The sequence below is a fragment of the Streptomyces sp. NPDC029164 genome (assembly GCF_055563995.1).
On sequence record NZ_JBVHWW010000021.1, the window covers coordinates 1 to 20,905 of the forward strand.

The 20,905-nt window shown below is 73.7% G+C and carries 19 protein-coding genes and 1 riboswitch; of the genes, 7 read left to right on the forward strand and 12 right to left on the reverse strand.

The annotated features are described in order from the left end of the window. Positions 1–340: 340 nt before the first annotated feature. The 6 genes from ACZ4VT_RS20905 to ACZ4VT_RS20930 form a co-directional block, all read right to left on the reverse strand. On the reverse strand, positions 341–1,282 hold the full coding sequence (locus tag ACZ4VT_RS20905) for an ECF transporter S component (RefSeq protein WP_467951589.1): 942 nt from the start codon (positions 1,280–1,282) through the stop codon (positions 341–343). Continuing rightward, positions 1,279–3,039, reverse strand: a complete 1,761-nt coding sequence (locus ACZ4VT_RS20910; protein WP_467951591.1) for an ABC transporter ATP-binding protein — start codon at positions 3,037–3,039, stop codon at positions 1,279–1,281. The genes ACZ4VT_RS20905 and ACZ4VT_RS20910 overlap by 4 nt, the downstream gene beginning before the upstream one ends. Further along, complete coding sequence (locus ACZ4VT_RS20915; RefSeq protein WP_467951593.1) at positions 3,036–4,199, reverse strand: energy-coupling factor transporter transmembrane component T; 1,164 nt, start codon at positions 4,197–4,199, stop codon at positions 3,036–3,038. Before ACZ4VT_RS20915 ends, ACZ4VT_RS20910 begins: the two co-directional genes overlap by 4 nt. 92 nt (positions 4,200–4,291) lie before the next feature. Next, positions 4,292–4,975 (reverse strand): SCO2322 family protein, encoded by a 684-nt coding sequence (locus ACZ4VT_RS20920; protein ID WP_467951594.1) that lies wholly within the window; start codon positions 4,973–4,975, stop codon positions 4,292–4,294. Then, positions 4,975–6,234: a prenyltransferase/squalene oxidase repeat-containing protein gene (locus ACZ4VT_RS20925; RefSeq protein WP_467951596.1), complete on the reverse strand. Its 1,260-nt coding sequence runs from the start codon at positions 6,232–6,234 to the stop codon at positions 4,975–4,977. The genes ACZ4VT_RS20920 and ACZ4VT_RS20925 overlap by 1 nt, the downstream gene beginning before the upstream one ends. A gap of 138 nt (positions 6,235–6,372) precedes the next feature. Further along, positions 6,373–6,441, reverse strand: a riboswitch (cobalamin riboswitch). Between the two features lie 102 nt (positions 6,442–6,543). Continuing rightward, the gene (locus tag ACZ4VT_RS20930) at positions 6,544–7,593 is read right to left on the reverse strand and encodes an MBL fold metallo-hydrolase (RefSeq protein ID WP_467951598.1); all 1,050 of its coding nucleotides are present in this window, start codon (positions 7,591–7,593) and stop codon (positions 6,544–6,546) included. A gap of 180 nt (positions 7,594–7,773) precedes the next feature. On the opposite strand from ACZ4VT_RS20930, the gene ACZ4VT_RS20935 reads away from it, so the two are divergent. Together ACZ4VT_RS20935 and ACZ4VT_RS20940 are read left to right on the forward strand one after the other, a co-directional pair. Continuing rightward, on the forward strand, positions 7,774–9,237 hold the full coding sequence (locus ACZ4VT_RS20935; RefSeq protein ID WP_467951599.1) for an aldehyde dehydrogenase: 1,464 nt from the start codon (positions 7,774–7,776) through the stop codon (positions 9,235–9,237). Then, complete coding sequence (locus ACZ4VT_RS20940) at positions 9,237–9,470, forward strand: ferredoxin (protein WP_314254867.1); 234 nt, start codon at positions 9,237–9,239, stop codon at positions 9,468–9,470. Before ACZ4VT_RS20935 ends, ACZ4VT_RS20940 begins: the two co-directional genes overlap by 1 nt. Positions 9,471–9,792: 322 nt before the next feature. Here ACZ4VT_RS20940 and ACZ4VT_RS20945 read toward each other — a convergent pair whose 3' ends face one another. Further along, a complete protein-coding gene (locus tag ACZ4VT_RS20945) occupies positions 9,793–10,167 on the reverse strand; it encodes a VOC family protein (protein ID WP_467951601.1) in 375 nt (124 codons plus the stop codon). A 67-nt stretch (positions 10,168–10,234) separates the two neighbouring features. Then, complete coding sequence (locus tag ACZ4VT_RS20950) at positions 10,235–10,858, reverse strand: TetR family transcriptional regulator (RefSeq protein ID WP_030722921.1); 624 nt, start codon at positions 10,856–10,858, stop codon at positions 10,235–10,237. 218 nt (positions 10,859–11,076) lie between these two features. Here ACZ4VT_RS20950 and ACZ4VT_RS20955 point away from each other — a divergent pair, with 218 nt between their 5' ends. The 3 genes from ACZ4VT_RS20955 to ACZ4VT_RS20965 all read left to right on the forward strand — a co-directional run bounded on the left by ACZ4VT_RS20955 (position 11,077) and on the right by ACZ4VT_RS20965 (position 14,279). Continuing rightward, positions 11,077–12,390 (forward strand): glycosyltransferase family 4 protein, encoded by a 1,314-nt coding sequence (locus tag ACZ4VT_RS20955; protein ID WP_467951602.1) that lies wholly within the window; start codon positions 11,077–11,079, stop codon positions 12,388–12,390. 75 nt (positions 12,391–12,465) lie between these two features. Then, on the forward strand, positions 12,466–13,200 hold the full coding sequence (locus ACZ4VT_RS20960) for a class I SAM-dependent methyltransferase (protein ID WP_030722916.1): 735 nt from the start codon (positions 12,466–12,468) through the stop codon (positions 13,198–13,200). Further along, entirely contained in the window at positions 13,197–14,279 is a 1,083-nt protein-coding gene (locus ACZ4VT_RS20965; protein ID WP_467951604.1) for a prenyltransferase/squalene oxidase repeat-containing protein, read from the forward strand. The genes ACZ4VT_RS20960 and ACZ4VT_RS20965 overlap by 4 nt, the downstream gene beginning before the upstream one ends. Positions 14,280–14,292: 13 nt before the next feature. Here the strand turns inward: ACZ4VT_RS20965 and ACZ4VT_RS20970 are convergent, their stop codons facing one another. Continuing rightward, the gene (locus tag ACZ4VT_RS20970; RefSeq protein WP_467951606.1) at positions 14,293–14,595 is read right to left on the reverse strand and encodes a hypothetical protein; all 303 of its coding nucleotides are present in this window, start codon (positions 14,593–14,595) and stop codon (positions 14,293–14,295) included. A gap of 178 nt (positions 14,596–14,773) precedes the next feature. Here ACZ4VT_RS20970 and ACZ4VT_RS20975 point away from each other — a divergent pair, with 178 nt between their 5' ends. After that, on the forward strand, positions 14,774–15,346 hold the full coding sequence (locus ACZ4VT_RS20975; RefSeq protein WP_467951764.1) for a hypothetical protein: 573 nt from the start codon (positions 14,774–14,776) through the stop codon (positions 15,344–15,346). 49 nt (positions 15,347–15,395) lie between these two features. Further along, positions 15,396–15,806, forward strand: coding sequence for a hypothetical protein (locus tag ACZ4VT_RS20980; RefSeq protein ID WP_467951607.1), 411 nt, complete (start codon positions 15,396–15,398; stop codon positions 15,804–15,806). 93 nt (positions 15,807–15,899) lie between these two features. On the opposite strand, the gene ACZ4VT_RS20985 is transcribed toward ACZ4VT_RS20980, so the two are convergent. The 3 genes from ACZ4VT_RS20985 to ACZ4VT_RS20995 form a co-directional block, all read right to left on the reverse strand. Beyond that, on the reverse strand, positions 15,900–18,644 hold the full coding sequence (locus tag ACZ4VT_RS20985; protein WP_467951609.1) for a PKD domain-containing protein: 2,745 nt from the start codon (positions 18,642–18,644) through the stop codon (positions 15,900–15,902). Between the two features lie 180 nt (positions 18,645–18,824). Next, positions 18,825–19,835 (reverse strand): LLM class F420-dependent oxidoreductase, encoded by a 1,011-nt coding sequence (locus tag ACZ4VT_RS20990; protein ID WP_467951610.1) that lies wholly within the window; start codon positions 19,833–19,835, stop codon positions 18,825–18,827. A gap of 119 nt (positions 19,836–19,954) precedes the next feature. Next, positions 19,955–20,761, reverse strand: a complete 807-nt coding sequence (locus tag ACZ4VT_RS20995) for a hypothetical protein (RefSeq protein ID WP_467951612.1) — start codon at positions 20,759–20,761, stop codon at positions 19,955–19,957. Between the last annotated feature and the right edge of the window lie 144 nt (positions 20,762–20,905).

Here is a 20,905-nt window from a genome sequence, read left to right on the forward strand (position 1 = left end):
TGCGGCGGATGACGGCGTTGGACACGGATGGAACCTTCCGACGGGGACAAAGAACGGTCGCGGCATGCCCAGGGCATGCGTGAGCCACTCACGCGGTGGAGAGGGGTTCGTCCGCGGCGGGTGAAACACCCGTGCCGCCCGGCGACTCATCCAGTTCTACCGACGACGTGGCGCCCTGGCAAAGACCCCGCCTACTAGCCCACCTCGCAGCCGGGGCCGAGCGGCCACCCGCTGTCGCGATCAACGTCCGCGCAGGTGGGGGCGGGGGTGAGGAGGCCGGCGGGGGTGCTTCGCGGTCCACTACCGTCGTTCGTATGTGACCTGGGTCCTGTGGGGCGCCTCACCGCCCAGCGCCCCGAATGTCACCCTCCGGCACCGTTCGTACCCCTTTCGAGGGCAGGTGCGCGGCCTGTGACGGGCCCGAATCGAAGGAGACGGGCGCGTCGAAAGCGGCTTTCCGAGTCGCACGCCGCAGCGCCTTCAGCAGCGTGGACCCCAGCGTCAGCGTCAGGACGACCGTCAGCGCCGCCCGGCCCAGGTCCCAGCCCACCGAGGTCGCCAGACAGTACGCGACGAACCGCGCCAGATTCGCGGGGACAGGATCGCCCGGGTGGAACGAGATGCCCTGGCCCATGCCCTGCAGGAGCACCCAGCCCTGCAGGTTCATGACCGTGCCGTACGCGAACGAGCCCACGAAGCCGTACGCCGCCAGCATCAGCAGCTCCGCCCGGCCGCGTAGCCTCCCCCAAGCTCTCGGCTTCGCTCCGGCAGGGGGGACTCCCATCGGCCCCGGCAGCAGCCCGGCCCCCAGCGAGAACCAGCCCATGGCCAGCATCTGGAACGGCATCCACGGCCCGACCCCGCCCGTCAGCAGCGCGGAGGCGAACATCGTCACCGAGCCCAGCACGAAACCGAAACCGGGACCGAGGACGCGGCCGCTGAGCACCATCAGGAAGAACATCGGCTCCAGCCCCGCCGTACCCGCGCCCAGCGGCCGCAGCGCCGCCCCGACGGCGGCGAGCACACCGAGCATCGCCACCGCCTTGGCGTCCATGCCGTTGTCGGCGATCGTCGCGACGACCACGGCCACCAGGAGGGGGAGGAGCGCGGCGAACAGCCAGGGGGCGTCCTGGGAATGGGCGAGCCCCGACTGCTGGTCGGCGAGGAGCGGCCAGCCGAAGGCCGCGATGCCGATGAGAGTGACGAGGGCCAGGGCGGCGGCGGCCCGGGGACCGATGCGGACGGGGTGGGCGGGGCGGACGGGGCGGGCGGGGCGGTTCACCGGGTGTCCGTCGCGTCGAGGGCCGCGGCGACCTGACTCACCGTGAGCCAGTGGCCCGGGGCCAGGATCTTCGCCACCTGCGGAGCGAAGGCCGGCGAGGACACGACGACCTCGGCGGTCGGGCCGTCCGCGACGACCTCCCCGCCGGCCAGGATCACCACACGGTCGGCCAGCTCGGCGGCGAGCTCCACATCGTGGGTGGCGAGGACGATGGCGTGGCCGTCGGCGGCCAGGCCGCGGAGGATCTCGATCAGACGGGCCTTGGCGGCGTAGTCCAGGCCGCGGGTGGGCTCGTCGAGGAGCAGCAGGGCCGGGCGGCCGGTGAGGACCAGCGCCAGGGCCAGGGCCAGGCGCTGGCCCTCGGACAGATCACGGGGGTGGGTGTCGTCGGGGACGTCCGGGAGCAGCGCCGAGACGAGGGCACGGCAGGTACCGGGGGCCGCGGCCGCGTCGGAGTCGGCGGCGGCGCACTCGGCGGCGACGGTGTCGGCGTAGAGGAGGTCGCGGGGCTCCTGCGGGACGAGGCCGACGCGGCGGACCATCTCGGGCGGGCTCGTGCGGTGGGGGGTGCGGCCGCCGACGGTCACCTCGCCGGTGGTGGGCGCGAGCGTGCCGACGAGGGTGGCGAGGAGGGTGGACTTGCCGGCGCCGTTGCGGCCCATGAGGGCGATGGTCTCACCGGGCGCCACGGTGAGGTTGATGTCGCGGAGCACGTCCGTGCGGGTGCGGCGGACGCCTAGGTCTCGGGTGTGGGCCGGGTCCCCTGCCGGTCCCGCTGCGCTCGGGCTCGGCGTGCCCCGGCGCAGGAGCCGCGCGAGCAGTCCGGCCGCGCCGCCGTTGCCGGGGCTCCGCCCCGCGCCCCGCGCCTCAAACGCCGGCGGGGCTGGGTTGTGCGGCGGGGCTGGATGGTGCGGCGAGGCTGGATGGTGCGGCGAGGTGGGAGCTGAGAGACGGGTACGCAGCGGCGCGGCCAGACGGCGGGCGTTGCGGACTGAGAGGGGGAGGGGGGACCAGCCGGCGAGGCGGCCCAGGGAGACCACCGGGGGGTGGACCGGGGAGACGGCCATGATCTCCGCCGGGGGCCCCAGGACGGGCGCCGCCCCGGGGGACGGCAGGAGCAGCACCTGGTCGGCGTACTGGACCACCCGCTCCAGCCGGTGCTCCGCCATCAGGACGGTGGTGCCGAGGTCGTGGACCAGGCGCTGGAGGACCGCCAGGACCTCCTCCGCCGCCGCCGGGTCCAGCGCGGACGTGGGCTCGTCCAGGACCAGGACCCGAGGGTGCGGGGTCAGGACCGAGCCGATCGCGACCCGCTGCTGCTGGCCGCCGGAGAGCGTGGCGATGGGCCGGTCACGGAGTTCGTTGAGGCCGAGGAGGTCCAGGGTCTCCTCCACCCGGCGGCGCATCACCGCAGGTGGCAGGCCCAGGGACTCCATGCCGTAGGCGAGCTCGTCCTCCACCGTGTCCGTCACGAAGTGGGCCAGCGGGTCCTGCCCGACCGTGCCGACCACGTCCGCCAGCTCCCGCGGCTTGTGCGTGCGCGTGTCACGGCCCGCGACCGTGACCCGGCCCCCGAGCCTGCCGCCCGTGAAATGGGGGACCAGCCCGGACACGGCCCCCAGCAGGGTGGACTTGCCGACCCCCGAGGGGCCGACCAGGAGGGTCAGCTCGCCTTCCGGGATCACCAGGTCGACGCCCTGGAGGGAAGGCCCGGCCGCGCCCTCGTAGGTGACCGACACCTGCTCGAAGCGGATCACAGCGACGCCTCCTTGGGCGGTACGGGTGCCACGAACGCGGGCAGCAGGCCGATCAGGATCGCCGCCGCCGGCCACAGCGGCAGCGCGGGCGTCACCAGCGGGACCACGCCCGGGTGCAGCGCGGCCGGGTCGACGGTGCCCGCGCGGATGAGGAGCGCGGCGACGGCCGCGCCCGAACCGGCCACCAGCCAGGCGCGCGGCCCCCAGCGGTCGGGCCGGTAGCGGGTGCGCACCGACCGGCGTCCGCCGAGGCGCAGGCCCGCGAGGGCCAGGGCGGCGCCGATGCCGAGCACGGGGAGCCCGTACGCGGCGCCCTGCGCGGCGAGCAGCCCGTACGTGCCCGCGCACATGCCGAGGAGACCGCCGAGGGTGAGGACGTTGGTGGTGTGCCGGACGGCCGGCGGGACCTTCGCCGTGCGGCCGTAGCCGCGCGCGTCCATCGACGCGGCGATGGCGACGGAACGCTCCAGGGCGCCCTCCAGGACCGGCAGGCCGATCTGGAGGATCGCCTTCACCCCGCCGGTGGGGCGGCCGCGCAGCCGGCGGGCAGTCCGCAGCCGGACCACGTCGGCGACCATGTTCGGCGCGAAGGTCATGGCGACGACGACGGCGACCCCCGCCTCGTAGAGGGCGGCGGGCAGGGACTTCAGCAGCCGCGCCGGGTTCGCGAGGGCGTTCGCGGCGCCCACGCAGACGAGGAGGGCGGCCAGCTTCGCGCCGTCGTAGAACGCGAAGACCAGCTGCTCGGCGGTGACCTTCCCGCCGAACCGGATGCCCTGCGCCCAGGCGGGCAGCGGGATCTCCGGGAGCGTGAACAGGGTGTGCGCGCCGGGTACGGGCGAGCCGAGCAGCATGGAGAAGAGCAGGCGCAGGCCGATGACGACGAGGCCGAGCTTGAGGAACGCCCCGTAGGAACGCGCCCAGGGCGCGTCCGTGCGGCGGGCCGCCACCACGTAGCCGGCGACGCCGACGATCAGCCCGAGGAGCAGGGGGTTGGTGGTGCGGGAGGCGGCGGTGGCGAGCCCGAGGGCCCAGAGCCACCAGGCCCCGGCGTGCAGGGCGGTGGCCCGGCCGGCGAGCGGGGCCTGCCACTTCTTCTTGTACGTCGACCAGTGCGGGGGATCCTGCGCCGCGGGCTGGCTCCGGCGGGCCGGGGTCACGTCGCCGGGTGCGGCGCCGCTCCTGGGGGGACCCAGCTTTTCAAACGCCGGAGGGGCCGGAAGGTGCGGGGCCGGCCCCGGACGCTCGCCCGTCATCGGGTGCGGCGGCGGGATTGCCAGAGGGCGGCCCCGGCCAGCGCGGCCACGGCCGCGATGCCCGCCAGCAGGCCCGCCGACGGGCCGCCGTCGGCCGGGGCCGGGGCCGGGGCCGGGGCGGCGGGCGCCGCCGGGGTGCTCGCCGCCGGGGCGTCCGCCATCGGTTCGCCGCAGCCCTGCCTCGGGTAGCCCGAGATCGCGCACAGCAGGGCCGCACTGTTGTAGCGCAGCGGCTTCGCGACCGACGCCAGCGCCTCGGCCGCCGTGGCCTCCGGGGCCAGCTGCGCGCACACGGTGCGCGGGGCGTCCTGCGGCGGGGCCTCGCCCGGCGGGGCGTCCGCGGGCACGCCGAAGTCGACGACGAGCGCGACCCGCTTGCGGCCCTGCGCCGGGGCGGTGGCACCGCAGACGGCCTCGAAGTCGGCCGCGGCGCGTGGCTGCGCCGCCTGGTCCGCCGCGTCCTTGCTCACCGAGAAGCGGAACCCCTGCACGGAGCCGTCCTTCGGGCGGGCCATCGACGGGCCCTGCGTGGCGTACGACCACCGGCCGTCGCCCGAGCCGTCCCAGAACGACCAGTAGCGGTAGCCGGCCGCCAGCGCCGGAGCGGCGGCCAGCACGGCCAGGACGCTCCCGAGGGCCAGCGCCAGAGCGAGGGCCACGGCGGGCCGGCGGCGGCGCATCAGAGCTGGTTCTTCTTCCGGCGGCCGCTCAGCAGGATGCCGATGCCCACGCCGGCCGCGCCGCCCGCGCCGATGATCCACCAGAGGTTCCGGCCGTCGGACGACTCGTCGTCCTTCACGGGGGTGGCGTCCGTGTCCGCGCCCTGCGGGGCCGGGCCGGTCGCGTTCAGCGCCGCGACGAGGTCGGTGCCGCCGAAGGCCTTCGGGTCGGTGCCCGTGGCGTGCGCGGCGAGGATCAGGGTGCCGAGGGCGGCCGGCTTGCCCTTGGACCACTCGGCGGAGTTGGCCTTGAGCCATTCCAGGGCGCCCGCCGCCGACTGCTTGTGCCCGGCCGCGGCCAAGGCGATCACCGCGTCGGCGGTGTTGCCGGTGTCCGGGGTCGGCTGGTCGGCGCCCGGGGTCACGGCCGTCAGGTGGCCGTCCTTCCTCAGGGCCTCGGCGAGGTAGCCGGCCGCGCCCTGGGCCGCTGCCGCCGGGTCGACGGCGGACGCCGCCGGGCAGGTCGGCGCGGCCGCGGGGGTGTCCGTACCGGAGGGGACGACGGCCGAGCCCGTGCCGAGGCCGGCCAGGGCGGCCGCGGCGGTGGCGTCGCCGTTCGCGAGCAGCTTGCCGTCGACCGGCTGGAACGCGAAGGCGCCCCGGTCGGTGGCCGGCTCGGCGGCGCAGCCCAGCCGGAACGAGAGCAGCGCCTCGTAGGGGGTCTTGCCCGCCTTCGACGTGATCTCGGCCGGCTTCTCGCCGGCCGCGATCAGGGCGCTGATCACGAGGGCGGTCGAGTTGGCGTCGGTGCCGCTGTCCATGGCGCCGCCCGGGTTGGAGCTCCAGCCGCCGTCCTCGCGCTGTACGGACTTCAGCCAGGCGACGGCCTTCTTGACGCTCTCACCGTGGCCGCCGAGCGCGGTCAGCGCCTGCACGGCGGCGGCGGTCGCGTTGGAGTCGATGTACGCGGTCGCGTCGCAGTCCTTGGTGGTGTCCGCGCGGAAGGCGGGGAAGGAACCGTTCGCGCACTGCTGGCCGACCAGCCAGTCCACGGCCTGCACGGCGGGCTTGACGGCGACGGTGTCCTGCGCGAGCAGCGCGAACGACTGCCGCCACACGCCGTCGTAGGCGGGGTCGTCCTTGCCGTAGAGCCCGGAGGGGATGACCGGGGGTGCGGAGGGGGAGGCGGGCGGCGCGGTGTCGGCGAGGGCTGCGGGGGCGACACCCATGCAGAGCACGGCGGAGGCGGCGAGCGCGGCTGCGCTGCGACGGACGTTCATGGGGGAGGGTGCCTCTCCTGCTGGGGAACCGGAGGCGGGCACGCACTGGCACCGGGCTCCGGCTCCGTTTACCTCGACGGTGCCGGCCGCCGGAGGATCCGACGGCGCGAGCCGCGCACTTCCGGTACGGGGCATTCCGGCTCCCCGCCCGGGCGGTGCCGGGGTGGGTCACGGTTGCGGGTCAGCGCCGGATTCGCACCGGCTTCCCCCCGTACGGAAGTGTGGACGACGGCTTCACTCTACCGGCCCGTAGCCTGCGGGCCCCGGGGCGCCGGGGGCCCGGGCCCCTTACCGGCCGGGCCGCGGCCCTCACACGGCCCGGTACGTCACCGGGTCGGTGCCCGGGACGACCTCCGCGCGGCCCTGCTTCACCAGGCGCCGCAGATGGGCTTCCGCCTCGGAGACGGCGATGTTGCGGGAGCCGTACGGGATCTGCTCCCAGGGCCGGTTCCACTCCATGCGCTCCGCCAGCGCCCACGGGGTCAGCGGTTCGGCCAGCAGCGCCCACAGCCCGGACAGCCGTTCCTCGTGGTGGTCCAGCAGTTCCCGTACGCGGGCGGGTGCGTCGGTGAAGGCGTGCTGGTGGGCCGGGAGCACCTCGGCGGGCGCCAGCCGGCCGATGCGTTCGAGGGAGTCGAGGTAGTCGCCGAGGGGGTCGGTGACGCGGGTGTCCTCGGGGGCCTCGTACAGGCCGATGTGCGGGGAGATCCCGGGCAGCAGGTGGTCGCCGGAGAAGAGGCGGCCGTTGCCGGGCAGGTTCGCCGGATGGGCCTCCTCCAGGTGCAGGCAGACGTGGCCCGGGGTGTGGCCGGGGGTCCAGATCGCGCGCAGCCGGCGTCCGGCGAGGGGGAGCAGTTCGGCGGGGACGATCTCCCGGTCGGGCACGGCGGCGCGCAGCCCGGGCAGGGTCCGCATGCGGCCGCTCGCGCGGGCGGCGCGCAGGGGCGCGATGTGCTCCTCGGGGGCTCCGGCGGCGGCGAGCTTGGCGCTCATGTAGTCGAACCAGACGCCGGGCTCGGAGGCGCGGGTGCGGACGACGACCTCGGTGTCGGCGGCGTGCATGGCGATCCAGGCGCCGGACGCCTCGCGGACCTGGCCGGAGAGGCCGTGGTGGTCGGGGTGGTGGTGGGTGATGACCACGCCGTGGACGTCGGCGACGGGGATGCCGAGCGCGGTGAGGCCCGCGACGAGGGTGTCCCAGGACTCGGGGTCGTCCCAGCCGGTGTCGACGAGGACCGGGCCGCGGTCGGTGTCGAGGACGTGGACGAGGGTGTGCCCCAGCGGGTTGTCGGGGATGGGCACCTTGATTCCCCACACGCCTCCGCCGTGATCGGTGACCTGTGACGTGTCCTCCGGCATGAGCCCTCCGCCCGTTGCCGCCCTCTGACGAGAACGTGTTTCAGTAGTAGCCCAAGTCGACCACTTCCGGGCGCTTCTGACTAGTCGTTGGATCTTCCCCGCTGTTCCGTCCTGGCCGTGGACTCCTCGAACTAGAACTGGTATCAGTTCTGGAACGCCAAGCCGCAGGAGGCCTCAGCCATGACCGAGCTCGTGGAACACGGACAACTGTTCATCGGCGGGGAGTGGACGGATCCGCTGGGCACCGACACGATCCGGATCGTCTCCCCCCACACCGAGCAGGTCATCGGCTCCGTCCCGCACGCCTCGAAGAGGGACGTGGACCGTGCCGTCGCCACCGCCCGCAAGGCGTTCGACGAGGGGCCCTGGCCGCGGATGACGCTCGACGAGCGCATCGCCGTCGTCACCCGGATCAAGGACGCCATCGCGGTACGGCACGAGGAGATCGCCCGCTCGATCAGCTCCCAGAACGGGTCCCCGTACTCCTGGAGCGTCCTCGCCCAGGCGCTGGGCCCGATGATGGTCTACGACGCCGCGATCACGGTCGCGCGCGCCTACCCGTACGAGGAGCACCGCCAGGGCGTGCTCGGCCCGATCCTGGTGCGCCGGGAGCCGGTGGGCGTGGTCGCCGCCGTCATCCCGTGGAACGTCCCGCAGTTCGTGGCGGCGGCCAAGCTGGCACCGGCGCTGCTGACGGGCTCCACGGTGATCCTCAAGCCGTCCCCGGAAGCGCCGCTGGACTCCTACATCCTGGCCGACATCGCGCGGGAGGCCGGACTCCCCGAGGGCGTGCTGTCGATCCTGCCCGCCGACCGCGAGGTCAGCGAGTACCTCGTCGGCCACCCCGGCATCGACAAGGTCGCCTTCACCGGCTCGGTCGCCGCGGGCAAGCGCGTCATGGAGGTCGCCGCCCGCAACCTCACCCGGGTCACCCTCGAACTCGGCGGCAAGTCCGCCGCCGTGATCCTGCCCGACGCCGACCTCGACACCACCATCGCCGGGATCGTGCCCGCGGCCTGGATGAACAACGGGCAGGCGTGCGTGGCCCAGACCCGGATCCTCGCCCCGCGCAGCCGGTACGAGGAAGTGGCCGAGGCCCTCGCGGCGGCGGCCGGCGCGCTCGTCGTCGGCGACCCGCTCGACCCGGCGACGCAACTCGGTCCGCTCGTGGCCCAGCGGCAGCAGCAGCGCTCCCTCGACTACATCCGGATCGGCCAGGAGGAGGGCGCGAAGGTCCTGTCGGGCGGCGGCCGCCCGGCGGGCCTGGACCGCGGCTGGTACGTGGAGCCCACCCTCTTCGGGGACGTGGACAACTCCATGCGGATCGCGCGCGAGGAGATCTTCGGCCCGGTCGTCTGCCTGATCCCGTACGGGGACGAGGCGGAGGCGGTACGGGTCGCCAACGACTCGGAGTTCGGCCTGAGCGGCAGCGTCTGGACCGGCGACGTCGAGCACGGCATCGACTTCGGGCGGCAGATCCGCACCGGCACCTTCAACGTGAACACCTTCAGCCTGGACATGCTCGGCCCGTTCGGCGGCTACAAGAACAGCGGCGTGGGCCGGGAGTTCGGCCCGGAGGGGCTGAGCGAGTACCTGGAGCACAAGATGATCCACCTGCCGGCGGGCTACGAGGCGGGTGCCTGATGGGTGACCGCTGGCAGGTCGAGGTGGACCGGGGGGTCTGCATCGGCTCGGGCATGTGCGTGAACCACGCCCCGGACGGCTTCGTCCTGGACTCGGCGCGCCAGTCCCACCCGCGCACCGCCGAGTCGGACGCGAACGAGCCGATCCTGACGGCGGCGGAGGGCTGCCCGGTGGAGGCCATCCTGATCACCCTGGCGGCCACGGGCGAACCGGTGTTCCCGCCGGAGGAGTAGGGCGTCCGGGGCGGTTGGCTGCGCCGCTTGGGCGGGGTTGGGGTGGGGGCCGGTTGTGCCGGGGTCGGGCGCGCGCCGGGGTGTCTCCTCGGGCGCCGAACGTGACGAGGGGTCGGAGAGCGGAGCCTTGTTGTGTTCGGCGCCCTGCGGGGACACCCCGACACACACCCGACCCCGTCCCAACCGGCCCGGCTGCTACCCCAGCCCGAATTCAGCCTCGCCGGCGTTTGAGGCGTGGGGTCTGGGGCGGAGCGCCGGCAGCGGCGCCGCAGGCCGATCCCGGCGGTGCCGCCGCGGGTCGACCCGCAGGGTGGGGGCAGGCCTACTTCGCCATTTCGGCGGCGCTCCGCTCCACGCAGAACTCGTTGCCCTCGGGGTCGGCGAGGGTCACCCAGCCGCTCCCGTCGGGGCGCCGGTGGTCGCCGACGAGGGTGGCGCCCAGGGCGACGATGCGCTCGACCTCCTCGTCGCGCGTGCGGTCCTGCGGCTGGAGGTCCACATGGACCCGGTTCTTCACGGTCTTGGTGTCGGGGACCGTCACGAAGAGCAGGGTCGATCCGGGCGTCTCGACCAGCGCCTGGGGGTCTCCGGGGAAATCGTCGTCGGCGAGCGAGCTGTCCAGGACGGCGGCCCAGAACTGCCCGAGGCGGTAGGCGTCGGAACAGTCGAAGGTGAGGTGTCGCACAAGAGAAGCCATGCGGCGGACTATCGATCATGATCGCGGCCGCTGTCCAGCGGAATTCCTCGGTGCCCCAGCGGCTGCTTCAGGCCTTTTCCGGGGCCGTCAGGTCGATCAGACGGCACACCGTCTCGATGTCGATCTTGACCTGGGCGATCGACGCGCGGCCGGAAAGCCACGTGATCAGAGCCGAGTGCCAGGTGTGCTCGATGACCCGCACCGCCGAGAGCTGTTCCGCCGTCGGCGGGCCCTCCAGGCCCATCGCGTCCAGGATGATCGCCGTGGTCAGCCGGGACACCGTGTCCACCTCGGGGCTCACGCTGCGGTCGGCGAAGGTCAGCGCCCGCACCATCGCGTCGGCCAGCTGCGGTTCCCGCTGGAGTGCGCGGAAGGCCCGCATCAGGGTCTCCGCGACCCGGGCCGCCGGATCGTCCCCGGCCGGCGGGCGCTTGCGCAGCGTGGTGTGCATGTGCTGGAGCTGGTCCTGCATGGTGGCGACCAGCAGGTGCACCTTGGACGGGAAGTAGCGGTAGAGCGTGCCCAGCGCCACCCCGGCCGCCTCCGCGACCTCGCGCATCTGGACGGCGTCGAAACCGCCCCGGCTGGCCAACTGCGCGCTGGCGTGCAGGATGCGGCGGCGGCGCGCCTCCTGGCGCTCCGTCAGGGGAGGCGACGCCGGTGTGGTGACGGCCTTCACTTCCGCTGTCATGTGTCCCGTTCCGTGTCGTTGCGCGGGCTGATTCCGGGCTGGTCCGCAGTCAGCATGGCAGGCGCCGCAGTCGTGGCGCGAATCACCTGCTCCGCCTCTTACGGTGTAGTTTCCGGCCGGTAGATTCAATGCTCTTCGACGGATCAAGTCTGAAACTTGTTCTACATTATCCGAGCGGTTACGCTCCGGCGAAAGTTGCAGGGAGAAGGGGGCCGAGAGTGACCGCTGAGGCCATGGTGACGAGCCCTTTCGCGGGTTCCGCCGCCGACGGCGAACGCCCGCTGCGCATCGCACTCCTCACCTATAAGGGGAACCCGTTCTGCGGCGGCCAGGGCGTCTACGTCCGCCACCTCTCGCGCGAGCTCGTACAGCTGGGGCACTCCGTCGAAGTGATCGGCGCGCAGCCCTACCCGGTGCTCGACACGGGCGCCTCGCTCACCGAGCTCCCGAGCCTGGACCTCTACCGCAGCCCCGACCCCTTCCGCACGCCGGGGCGCGAGGAGTACCGGGACTGGATTGACGCCGTCGAGGTCGCCACCATGTGGACCGGCGGCTTCCCCGAGCCGCTGACCTTCTCGCTGCGCGCCCGCCGCCATCTGGCCGCGCGCGCGGGGGACTTCGACGTCATCCACGACAACCAGACCCTCGGCTACGGGCTCCTCGGCGACCTCGGCGCCCCGCTGGTCACGACGATTCACCACCCCATCACCGTGGACCGCAAGCTCGACCTCGACGCCGCGAAGGGCCGCGTGAAGCGGGCCTCCGTACGCCGCTGGTACGCCTTCACGCGCATGCAGGCCCGCGTGGCCCGCAGGCTCCCCTCCGTCCTCACCGTCTCCGGGTCCTCCCAGCAGGAGATCGCCCAGCACCTGGGCGTCCGGGACGAGCGCATCCACGTCGTGCACATCGGCGCCGACACCGACCTGTGGTCGCCGGACGCCTCCGTCGCCGAGGTCCCCGGCCGCATCGTCACCACCTCCAGCGCCGACGTCCCGCTCAAGGGGCTCGTGTACCTCGTCGAGGCCCTCGCGAAGCTGCGCACCGAGCAGCCCGAGGCCCACCTCGTCGTCGTCGGCAAGCGCGCCGAACGGGGGCCGGTCGCCCGCGCCATCGAGACGTACGGGCTCCAGGACGCCGTCCGCTTCGTCAAGGGCATCACCGACGCCGAACTCGTCGACCTCGTCCGCAGCGCCCAGATCGCCTGCGTCCCCTCCCTCTACGAGGGCTTCTCGCTCCCGGCGGCCGAGGCCATGGCCACCGGCACCCCGCTCGTCGCCACCACCGGCGGCGCGATCCCCGAGGTCGCCGGACCCGACGGCGAGACCTGCCTCGCGGTGCCCCCGGGCGACGCGGGCGCACTGGCCGCCGCGCTGGGCCGGATGCTCGGCGACCCGCAGCTGCGGGCCCGCCTCGGCGCCGCCGGGCGCGAACGCGTCCTGACCCGCTTCACCTGGGCCAAGGCCGCCGAAGGCACCGTCGCGCACTACCGCGCCGCCATCGAGCAGGCCGCCCGTACCCGCCGCGCGCGGTGACCTGCCGCGCCCGGTGACCCTCCGCCGAATCCACACCCCCGCCCCACACCCCCGCGACCGCGAAGGCAGGACCCCGTGCTGACCGTCGATTTCTCCCGGTTCCCGCTCGCCGCAGGCGACCGCGTACTCGATCTGGGCTGCGGCGCAGGCCGGCACGCCTTCGAGTGCTACCGGAGAGGCGCCCAGGTGGTCGCCGTCGACCGCAACGGCGAGGAGATCCGCGAGGTCGCCAAGTGGTTCGCCGCCATGAAGGAGGCCGGCGAGGCCCCGGCGGGGGCCACCGCCACCGCCATGGAGGGCGACGCCCTCGCCCTGCCCTTCCCCGACGACTCCTTCGACGTCGTGATCATCTCCGAGGTCATGGAGCACATCCACGACGACAAGGGCGTGCTCGCCGAGATGGTGCGCGTGCTCAAGCCCGGCGGGCGCATCGCCATAACCGTCCCGCGCTACGGCCCCGAGAAGATCTGCTGGGCGCTCTCCGACGCCTACCACGAGGTCGAGGGCGGCCATATCCGCATCTACAAGGCGGACGAGCTCCTCGGCAAGATGCGGGCCGCCGGCCTCAAGCCGTACGGCACGCACCACGCGCACGGCCTGCACTCCCCGTACTGGTGGCTCAAGTGCGCCTTCGGCGTCGACAACGACAAGGCGCTGCCCGTCAAGGCGTACCACAAGCTCCTGGTCTGGGACATCATGAAGAAGCCGCTGGCCACGCGCCTCGCCGAGCAGGCCCTGAACCCGCTCATCGGCAAGAGCTTCGTGGCGTACGCGACCAAGCCCCACCTCCCCGTCGGCGCGACCCAGTGAGCTCGCCCGGGCGCACCGAACACCTGGTCCTGGACGGCGTACTGACCGCCGAGCAGGCCGCCGCGACGGTGGCGGGCATCCTCGCCGCCCAGCGCGCGGACGGGGCCATCCCGTGGTTCCGCGGGCACCACCTCGACCCGTGGGACCACACCGAGGCCGCGATGGCCCTGGACGCGGCCGGTGAGCACGAGGCCGCCGGGCGGGCGTACGCGTGGCTGGCACGGCACCAGAACCAGGACGGCTCCTGGTACGCGGCCTACGCCGACCGGCCCGACGGCGTGGACACCGCCGAGCCGCAGGACGCGAGCCGCGAGAGCAACTTCACCGCCTACATAGCCGTCGGCGTCTGGCACCACTACCTGTCCACCGGCGACGACACCTTCCTCGACCGCATGTGGCCGGCCGTCTACGCGGCCGTGGAGTGCGTCCTGACGCTCCAGCAGCCGGGCGGCGAGATCGGCTGGAAGCGGGAGGCCGACGGCACCGCCGTCACCGACGCCCTCCTCACCGGCTCCTCCTCCATCCACCAGGCGCTGCGCTGCGCCCTGGCCATCGCCGAGCACCGCGAGGAGCCGCAGCCCGACTGGGAGCTCGCCGCGGGCGCCCTGCGGCACGCGATCCGGCGCCACCCCGAGCGGTTCCTCGACAAGAACCACTACTCGATGGACTGGTACTACCCGGTCCTCGGCGGCGCCCTCACCGGCGCCGAGGCCACGGCGCGCATCGAGGAGCGCTGGGACGAGTTCGTGGTCCCGGACCTCGGCGTGCGCTGCGTCCTGCCGAACCCGTGGGTGACCGGCGGCGAGTCCTGCGAGCTGGCGCTCGCGCTGTGGGCGACGGGGGAGTCGGACCGGGCGCTGGAGATCCTGCGGTCGATCGGCCACCTGCGCGCCGACAACGGCATGTACTGGACGGGCTACGTCTTCCAGGACGAGGCGGTCTGGCCCGTGGAGCAGACCACCTGGACCGCCGGGTCCCTGCTGCTGGCCGTGGCGGCGCTGGGCGGGGACGAGGCCACCACCGAGGTGTTCGGCGGGACCTCGCTCCCGGCCGGGCTGGAGCCGGACTGCTGCCGCTGAGCCGGGGCCGGCGTCAGCGGCGGTAGAGCCAGCCGGCGATGGCGTGGCCGACGAGGAGGTAGACCACGGCGGCCACGCCGTAGCCGAAGACGACCTGGACCCATTCCTTGCTGAAGGTGAACAGGTCGTAGGACCAGCCGGCCAGCCAGCTCGCGGTGTCGTGGACGAACTCCACGAGCTCGTTGCCCCGGTTGGCGTCCAGCAGGTACATCAGGATCCACAGGGCGATGACGAAGGCCAGTACGTCCGCCACCAGTGCGACGGCCCGCCCGGCCTGACTGCTTCCGCGTGCGCTTGCTCGGGTGTGTGTGGGCATGCCCCGCGTGTTGCCGCGTTGGCGGTGGGCAAACCCGAACGGGTCCCGTGAGTGGCGGGGCCGGGGGGCCGGGGTGAGGCTGCGAGGGACGCCTCAGTCCCCGGAGGAAACCGTGCCCGTACTCACGACCGTCCGATTCCGCCGTGCCGTGACGGCGGTGGTCCTCTCCACCGCGCTGATGGCCGGCGCCACCGCCTGCGGCAGCGGCGGGAGCGGCCCGCGCGAGGAGCTGTCCGCCGCGTCGATGGGGGAGCTGGCCGCGCTCGCGGCGGCGGAGCCCGTCGCGGCCGAGGCCGACGAACTGGCCGCGGTGACGCCGTCGCCCAGCACGTCCGCCGAGAAGCAGAAGTTCGCCAAGACGCGTTTCGTGGCCAACGCGGGCCTCGCGGCGGGTGCGACCTACCAGTGGATCGTCAAGCCGTACCGCGCGGGCAAGTTCAAGAAGGGCGCGAAGGGCCGGACCTTCGCGCTCATCAAGGCGGGCCTCGCGGGCGCGTTCGCGTACAACCGGCTGAAGGCGGCGGCCGACAACGCCAAGGGCGACCCGCTGCTGGCCAAGGCGATGGCGCCGCTGACGGCGGGTATCGCGTCCCTCAAGGGCCTCGGCAGCAAACTGCGCAAGGGCGAGGCCGGCGACGCCGACATCAACTCCTTCGACGACGTCATCAGCAGCGTCAAGGAGGCCGGCAAGAGCGCGGGCGCCGAAGTCGTCGACAAGGTTCCGAGCACGTCCCAGCTGAGCGGCGGCTGAACGCGCCCGCCCGGCCCGGCGGCCGGCCGCGGCCTGTTTCAATGGGCGGATGATCGAGTACGTGTTCCTCGCCGCCGGGGCCGCCGGGGCCGCCGGAGCCGCGTGGCTGCTGCGGCGCAAGCACCTCGCGCGGACGGCCGCCGGCCCCGTGCCCGGGATCCCCGGGATGGCGCGCCGGCCCGCCGGCGAGGGGCGCTGGCGGGCGGGGCGCGTGTACGCCGACGGGGGCGCGGCCCGCTGGGTCCCCGAGCGCGGTGAGCCCGTACCACTGCCCGGCGGGCGGGCCACCGGGGTGCGGGTCCCCTCCGTGAAGGAGGGCATCGTCATCAACCCCGGCTCGCGGATCGTCACCTGTACCTACGAGGGCGGCGGCAGCATCGAGATCGCCGTCATGCCACTGGACGTGCGCGAGCTGCTGGAGGCCGTCCCCCGGGCGGACACGGACACCCCTTCGCCCTGACATGCCGGGAGCCCCGGTCACCGCGGTGTGCGCGGTAACCGGGGCTCCGGTGTGCTGCGGGGTGCTGCGGGCTGCGGGTGCTGCCCGAGGGGGCTAGCCGTGGGTGAAGTAGCCGAACAGGTCGGTGATCACGTGGTTGCCGCCGCCCCAGCTGTTCCAGATGCTGACGCGGCCGTCGGCGACGGGGCTGGTGACGTGGTTGGGGACGGTCTCGCCGGGGCGGGTCTGGAGGCTGCTGGCCTCGGGCCGCGTGCCGCCGTGTCCGTAGACGGTGAGGAAACCGGGGCCGGTGGTGTCGGTGGCGGTGACGTTCAGGGCCGCGCCGACGGCGCCCGCGGGCAGTCCGGCGACCGAGGCGGTGGCGCCGGGAGCGAGCTTGCCGGTGGTGCGGGTGTCGGCGAGGCGCTGCGGAACGGCGGGCGTGAAGAGCGCGCTGCCGTTCGCGGCGTAGTAGCCCACCGCGTCCAGGATCAGGTGGGTGGAGCCGGTGTTGGTGTAGAGGGTGATGGTGCCGCCCGGGCCGACGGGGACGATGGCCTGGTTGGACTTGTCCTTGCCGGGTTCGAGGTTGAGGTTCGAGGTGGCGGGACGCTGGGCCGGGTCCGGGTAGGCGATGACGTGGCTGTGCTCCGTCGCGCCGGTGCCGGTCAGGTTGAGGGCCACCGCGGTGGCGTCGGCGGGGATGCCGCCCACACCGGCGACCTTCACCGTGCGGGTCTGTCCGCCGCCCAGGGCGCCGCCCGCCGTGCGGGTGTCGACGGCGCGGGTCGGGGCGAGCGGGGAGAAGCGCTGCCCGGCGTCCGGCTGGTAGTAGCCGACGAAGTCCACGATGAGTGCGGCCTTGCCGGAGTTGAGCTGCGCGGAGACCCTGCCGTCGGCGCCGATGGGCACGGTGACGGTGTTGGACGAGGTGCCGCCCGCCTTGACGTTGACGTTGGAGGTGACCGGGCGGGGCTGGCCGGCGGGCCAGACGCTGAGGTGGGTGTCCTCGGTGGCCCCGGTGACCGTCACGTTGAGGACCGCCGCGGACGCGCCGGCCGTGTGGCTCGGGCCGGAGGCGGGGGAGACGACCGGCAGGGTGATCGGCGTGGCGGTGCCGCCCTGGACGGGGGTGTTGGTGGTGCGGGTGTCCAGTACGCGGGACGGGGCGAGGGCGGTGTAGCCGGCCGGGGTGTACGCGACCTGCACGGTCCGTTCGGCTGTGGAGGTGGCGCCCTTGACGTCCTGGAGGGTCGTCGTCACCTTGTACGTGCCGGGCTGCCTGTAGGCGTGCCGGACCGGTTCGAGAGCGCCGCGGCTCTCCTTCGTGCCGTCACCGAAGTCCACGTCCACGCGCTGGACGGCCGACGGCGTGGTGGAGGCCCGCGGGTCGGCCTCGACGGACAGCGGGGGCACGAACTCCGTCGGGGCGTCCGCCTTCGGCAGGACCGGCTGGGCGGTGAAGGCCGTTGCCAGCGCGTCGGCCGCGGTCACCTTGACCGTCACGTAGGCGGAGACCTGCTGGCGCACCTTGTTGGACGCCGTCACCTTGACCGTGCACGTGCACGGCTTGCCGTAGACGTGTTCGGCGGTGGCGGCCGAGGTGACGACCGGGGCGGTGCCGTCGCCGAAGTCGTACTCGTAGGTGAGCGCGGCGAGCCACTGGCTGTCCGCGATCGCCTTCACCTTCACCGGGGCGCCGACAGGGACCGAGTCCCGTTCGAGTTCCGCACGGACACTGCGCAGGTTGTCCCGCAGCTCGGCGGCGCCGCGGTCCAGGTACCCGCCGTCCTTGCCGGTGTTGGGTACGCGCGGGTCGTCGCCGATCGGCGTCCCGAAGTAGTCGGTGAGCAGTACGCCCGGTGCCGTCGCATCGCCGGAGTCGACCGTCGGGGAGCCGGCCACCGCGCCGACTCCCTTCGGCGACGGGGTGAGGATGTCGTGGGCGCCCTGGCCGGTCCCGGCGTGGAAGGACGCCTGGTCCGGGTAGTTGGCGCCGGCCCACCTGTAGGCCACCCGCTCGGCGGTGAAGGGGCCGGTGATCAGGTTGTAGTCGGCGCGGGTGCCGCCGATCTCGGTCGGCGCCACCTCGATGCCGTAGCGCGCGCCGGGGTCTGCGCAGCCGGCCTCGAAGTCGGTGTGGACCACGTTGTTGAACAGGGACGAGCCGGTGGAGTCGCCGGTGAGCTTGATGCCCGCCTCGCAGTCGCGGCGGATCGTGTTGTTGGTGACGGCCAGGCCCGTCGCGTCCCAGGCGGTGACCGCCGGGTTGACGTAGCCCTGGATCTCGTTGCGGCTCAGGACGACGTCGCGTGCGCTCTCGACCCGGACCGAGGTGTTCAGCTTGCTGTGCTGGAGGCGGACGTCCGCGCTGCCCCCGTCGATCGTGACGGAGTCGGGGTTGCCGCCGGCGGCGATCCCGCGGAGCTCGACGTCGGTGGAGCCGGTGACCCGGACGCCGGCCGGGGCGTCCAGGCCGGTGATCTTCACGTGGGAGGCGCCGCCCACGGTCAGGGTCCTGCCGGGGGCCAGCTTGAACTTCGGGAGGGCCTCCACCCGGTCGGAGACGAGGGTGATCGGCTTGCCCGGCTGCCCGGAACGGTTGATCGTGACGTTCTCGTCGTACTGCTTGCTCGGTCTGATGTACACGAACTGACCCGGCTGCACGATCGTGGTCGCGGCCGAGATCGTGCAGAAGGGCTTGGCGACCGAGCCGGGGCCGCTGTCCGAGCAGCCGGAGCCGGAGGCGTTGTCCACGTAGAGGTTGATCGGGGTGTCGGCGGCAGCCGCGGTGGCGGGCAGGCCGAGGAGGGAGACGAGACCCGCGGTCAGCAGGACGGTCGCGCGAGTGGGACGCACCAGAAGGGTTCCTTCGAGCAGAGGACGACGTGGGTCGCCACGGGTGCGGCGCTCGCGACCGTATGAGGCCGGTTCCCCCCGGCGGCAGTCGGGCGCACGCGAAACCCGTAGCGGCGACGATCATCATCCACTTTCAGCCAGCCGCTGTCACTTCCGATTGTCCCATCGGCGAGGCGCCCCCTAGCTGTTGAGCTCCGCCAGCACCCGCAGGGTGTGCGGGTCAGGGGCCGTCACGAGGAGGTCGGTGACCGGGCCCTTGCGCCACAGCTCCAGGCGTTCGGCGATCCGCTCGCGGGGGCCGACCAGGGAGATCTCGTCGGCGAAGGCGTCGGGGACGGCCAGGACCGCCTCCTCCTTGCGGCCGGCGAGGAACAGCTCCTGGATGCGGCGGGCCTCCTCCTCGTAGCCCATCCGGGCCATCAGGTCGGCGTGGAAGTTGCGGGCCGCGTGGCCCATGCCGCCGATGTAGAAGCCGAGCATCGCCTTGACCGGAAGCAGCCCCTCGGCGACGTCGTCGCAGACCTTGGCGCGGGCCATCGGCGCGATCATGAAGCCCTCGGGGAGGTCCGTCAGCGCGGCCTGGTAGACGTCGGTGCGGGCCGGCGACCAGTACAGGGGCAGCCAGCCGTCCGCGATCCGCGTGGTCTGGGCGATGTTCTTCGGTCCCTCCGCGCCCAGCAGGAGCGGCAGGCCGGCGCGGAGCGGGTGGGTGATGGGCTTCAGGGGCTTGCCGATGCCGGTGCCGTCCGCGCCTCGGTACGGGTGGCTGTGGAAGCGGCCGTCCAGCGCGACCGGGCCCTCGCGGCGCAGCACCTGGCGGATGACGTCGACGTACTCGCGGGTCGCGGTGAGGGGACTCGCGGGGAAGGGGCGGCCGTACCAGCCCTCGACCACCTGCGGGCCGGACAGGCCGAGGCCCAGCATCATCCGGCCGCCGGAGAGGTGGTCCAGGGTGAGGGCGTGCATGGCGGTGGCGGTCGGGGTGCGGGCGGCCATCTGCGCGATGGCCGTGCCCAGGCGGATCCGCGAGGTGTGCGCGGCGATCCAGGTCAGCGGGGTGAAGGCGTCCGAGCCCCACGCCTCGGCGGTCCACACCGAGTCGTAGCCGAGGCTTTCGGCCTCGGTGGCCAGGTCGAGGTGGGCGGGCTGGGGGCCGCGGCCCCAGTAGCCGAGTGCGAGTCCGAGGCGCATGAACGTCCCTCCGCGGTGCCGACAGCCATACCTGACGATCCGTCAGGCGCGTGGTGACTGTAAGGCAACGGCCCCCCGCCCGGAAGGGCGGGGGGCCGTCGTGTGCGCGGGAGCGGGGCTCAGCCGCGCTGGATGCCCGAGGTGTCGTTCAGGATGCCGCGGCGGCCGTCCTGGGTCTGCGCGACCAGGGTGGCCGGGCCGCGCTGCTCGACGGCCAGGTACCAGGTGCCCGGGGCGAGTTCGGCGATCGGGGTGGGGGTGCCGTCCTCGGCGAAGAGGGGGCGGGCCACCGGGACCGCGAACCAGAACGGGGTGAAGTCCGCCGCCGGGGCGGGCGCCGGAGCCGCCTGGTGGGCGTCCTGCGGCGCCGGCGTCGGGGTGCCGCCGTACGGCGGGACCGGCTGCGGGGTGGAACCGTAGGGCTGCTGCCCGCCCGGGTAGCCGTACCCGGCGCCCGGCTGGGGCTGGCCCGCGTACGGCGCCACCGCGGCCGGCTTCGGCTCCGGCACCAGCTGGCCCGCGAGGGCCGGGATCTTCGCACCGGCCACGGCCACGCCGGCCAGCGCCAGGGTGGCGAGGAAGGCGAGGACGGCGCCGGCGCCCAGGTCGAGCTGGCTCGGGCAGGTGATCAGGGCCCACAGCGCGGACCAGGCGGCCGAGACGGCGAGCACGGTGCCCCACGCCGTCAGCGGGAAGCCCAGTACCTTGCGGCTCTCCGGCTGGAATCGGGCCGCGATGAGCAGGCCGGCGGCGATGAAGCCGAGCAGGAAGACGCTGGGAAGCGCCAGACGATAGGCGTCGGTGTCCCAGGCGCTCGGGAGGTCGCCACCCGTCGTGGAGTAGAAATCGAGGAACGAGGCGATGAACAGCAGCGCCGCTGCTCCGATCACCACGCCGTCGCCTCGAGTGAGGGAGCGGATGTTCACGTCTTAGGTGTCCTTCTCGGTCTCGGTCGTCTCGTGGTGCCGCGGTCGCAGATCGTGCCTGCAGCAGGTCGGGCGGCACCATGGTACGGACGTTCCCCGCGGCCGAGAGGATCGGGGCGGCGAGCAGCCCCGACGGGACTGCCG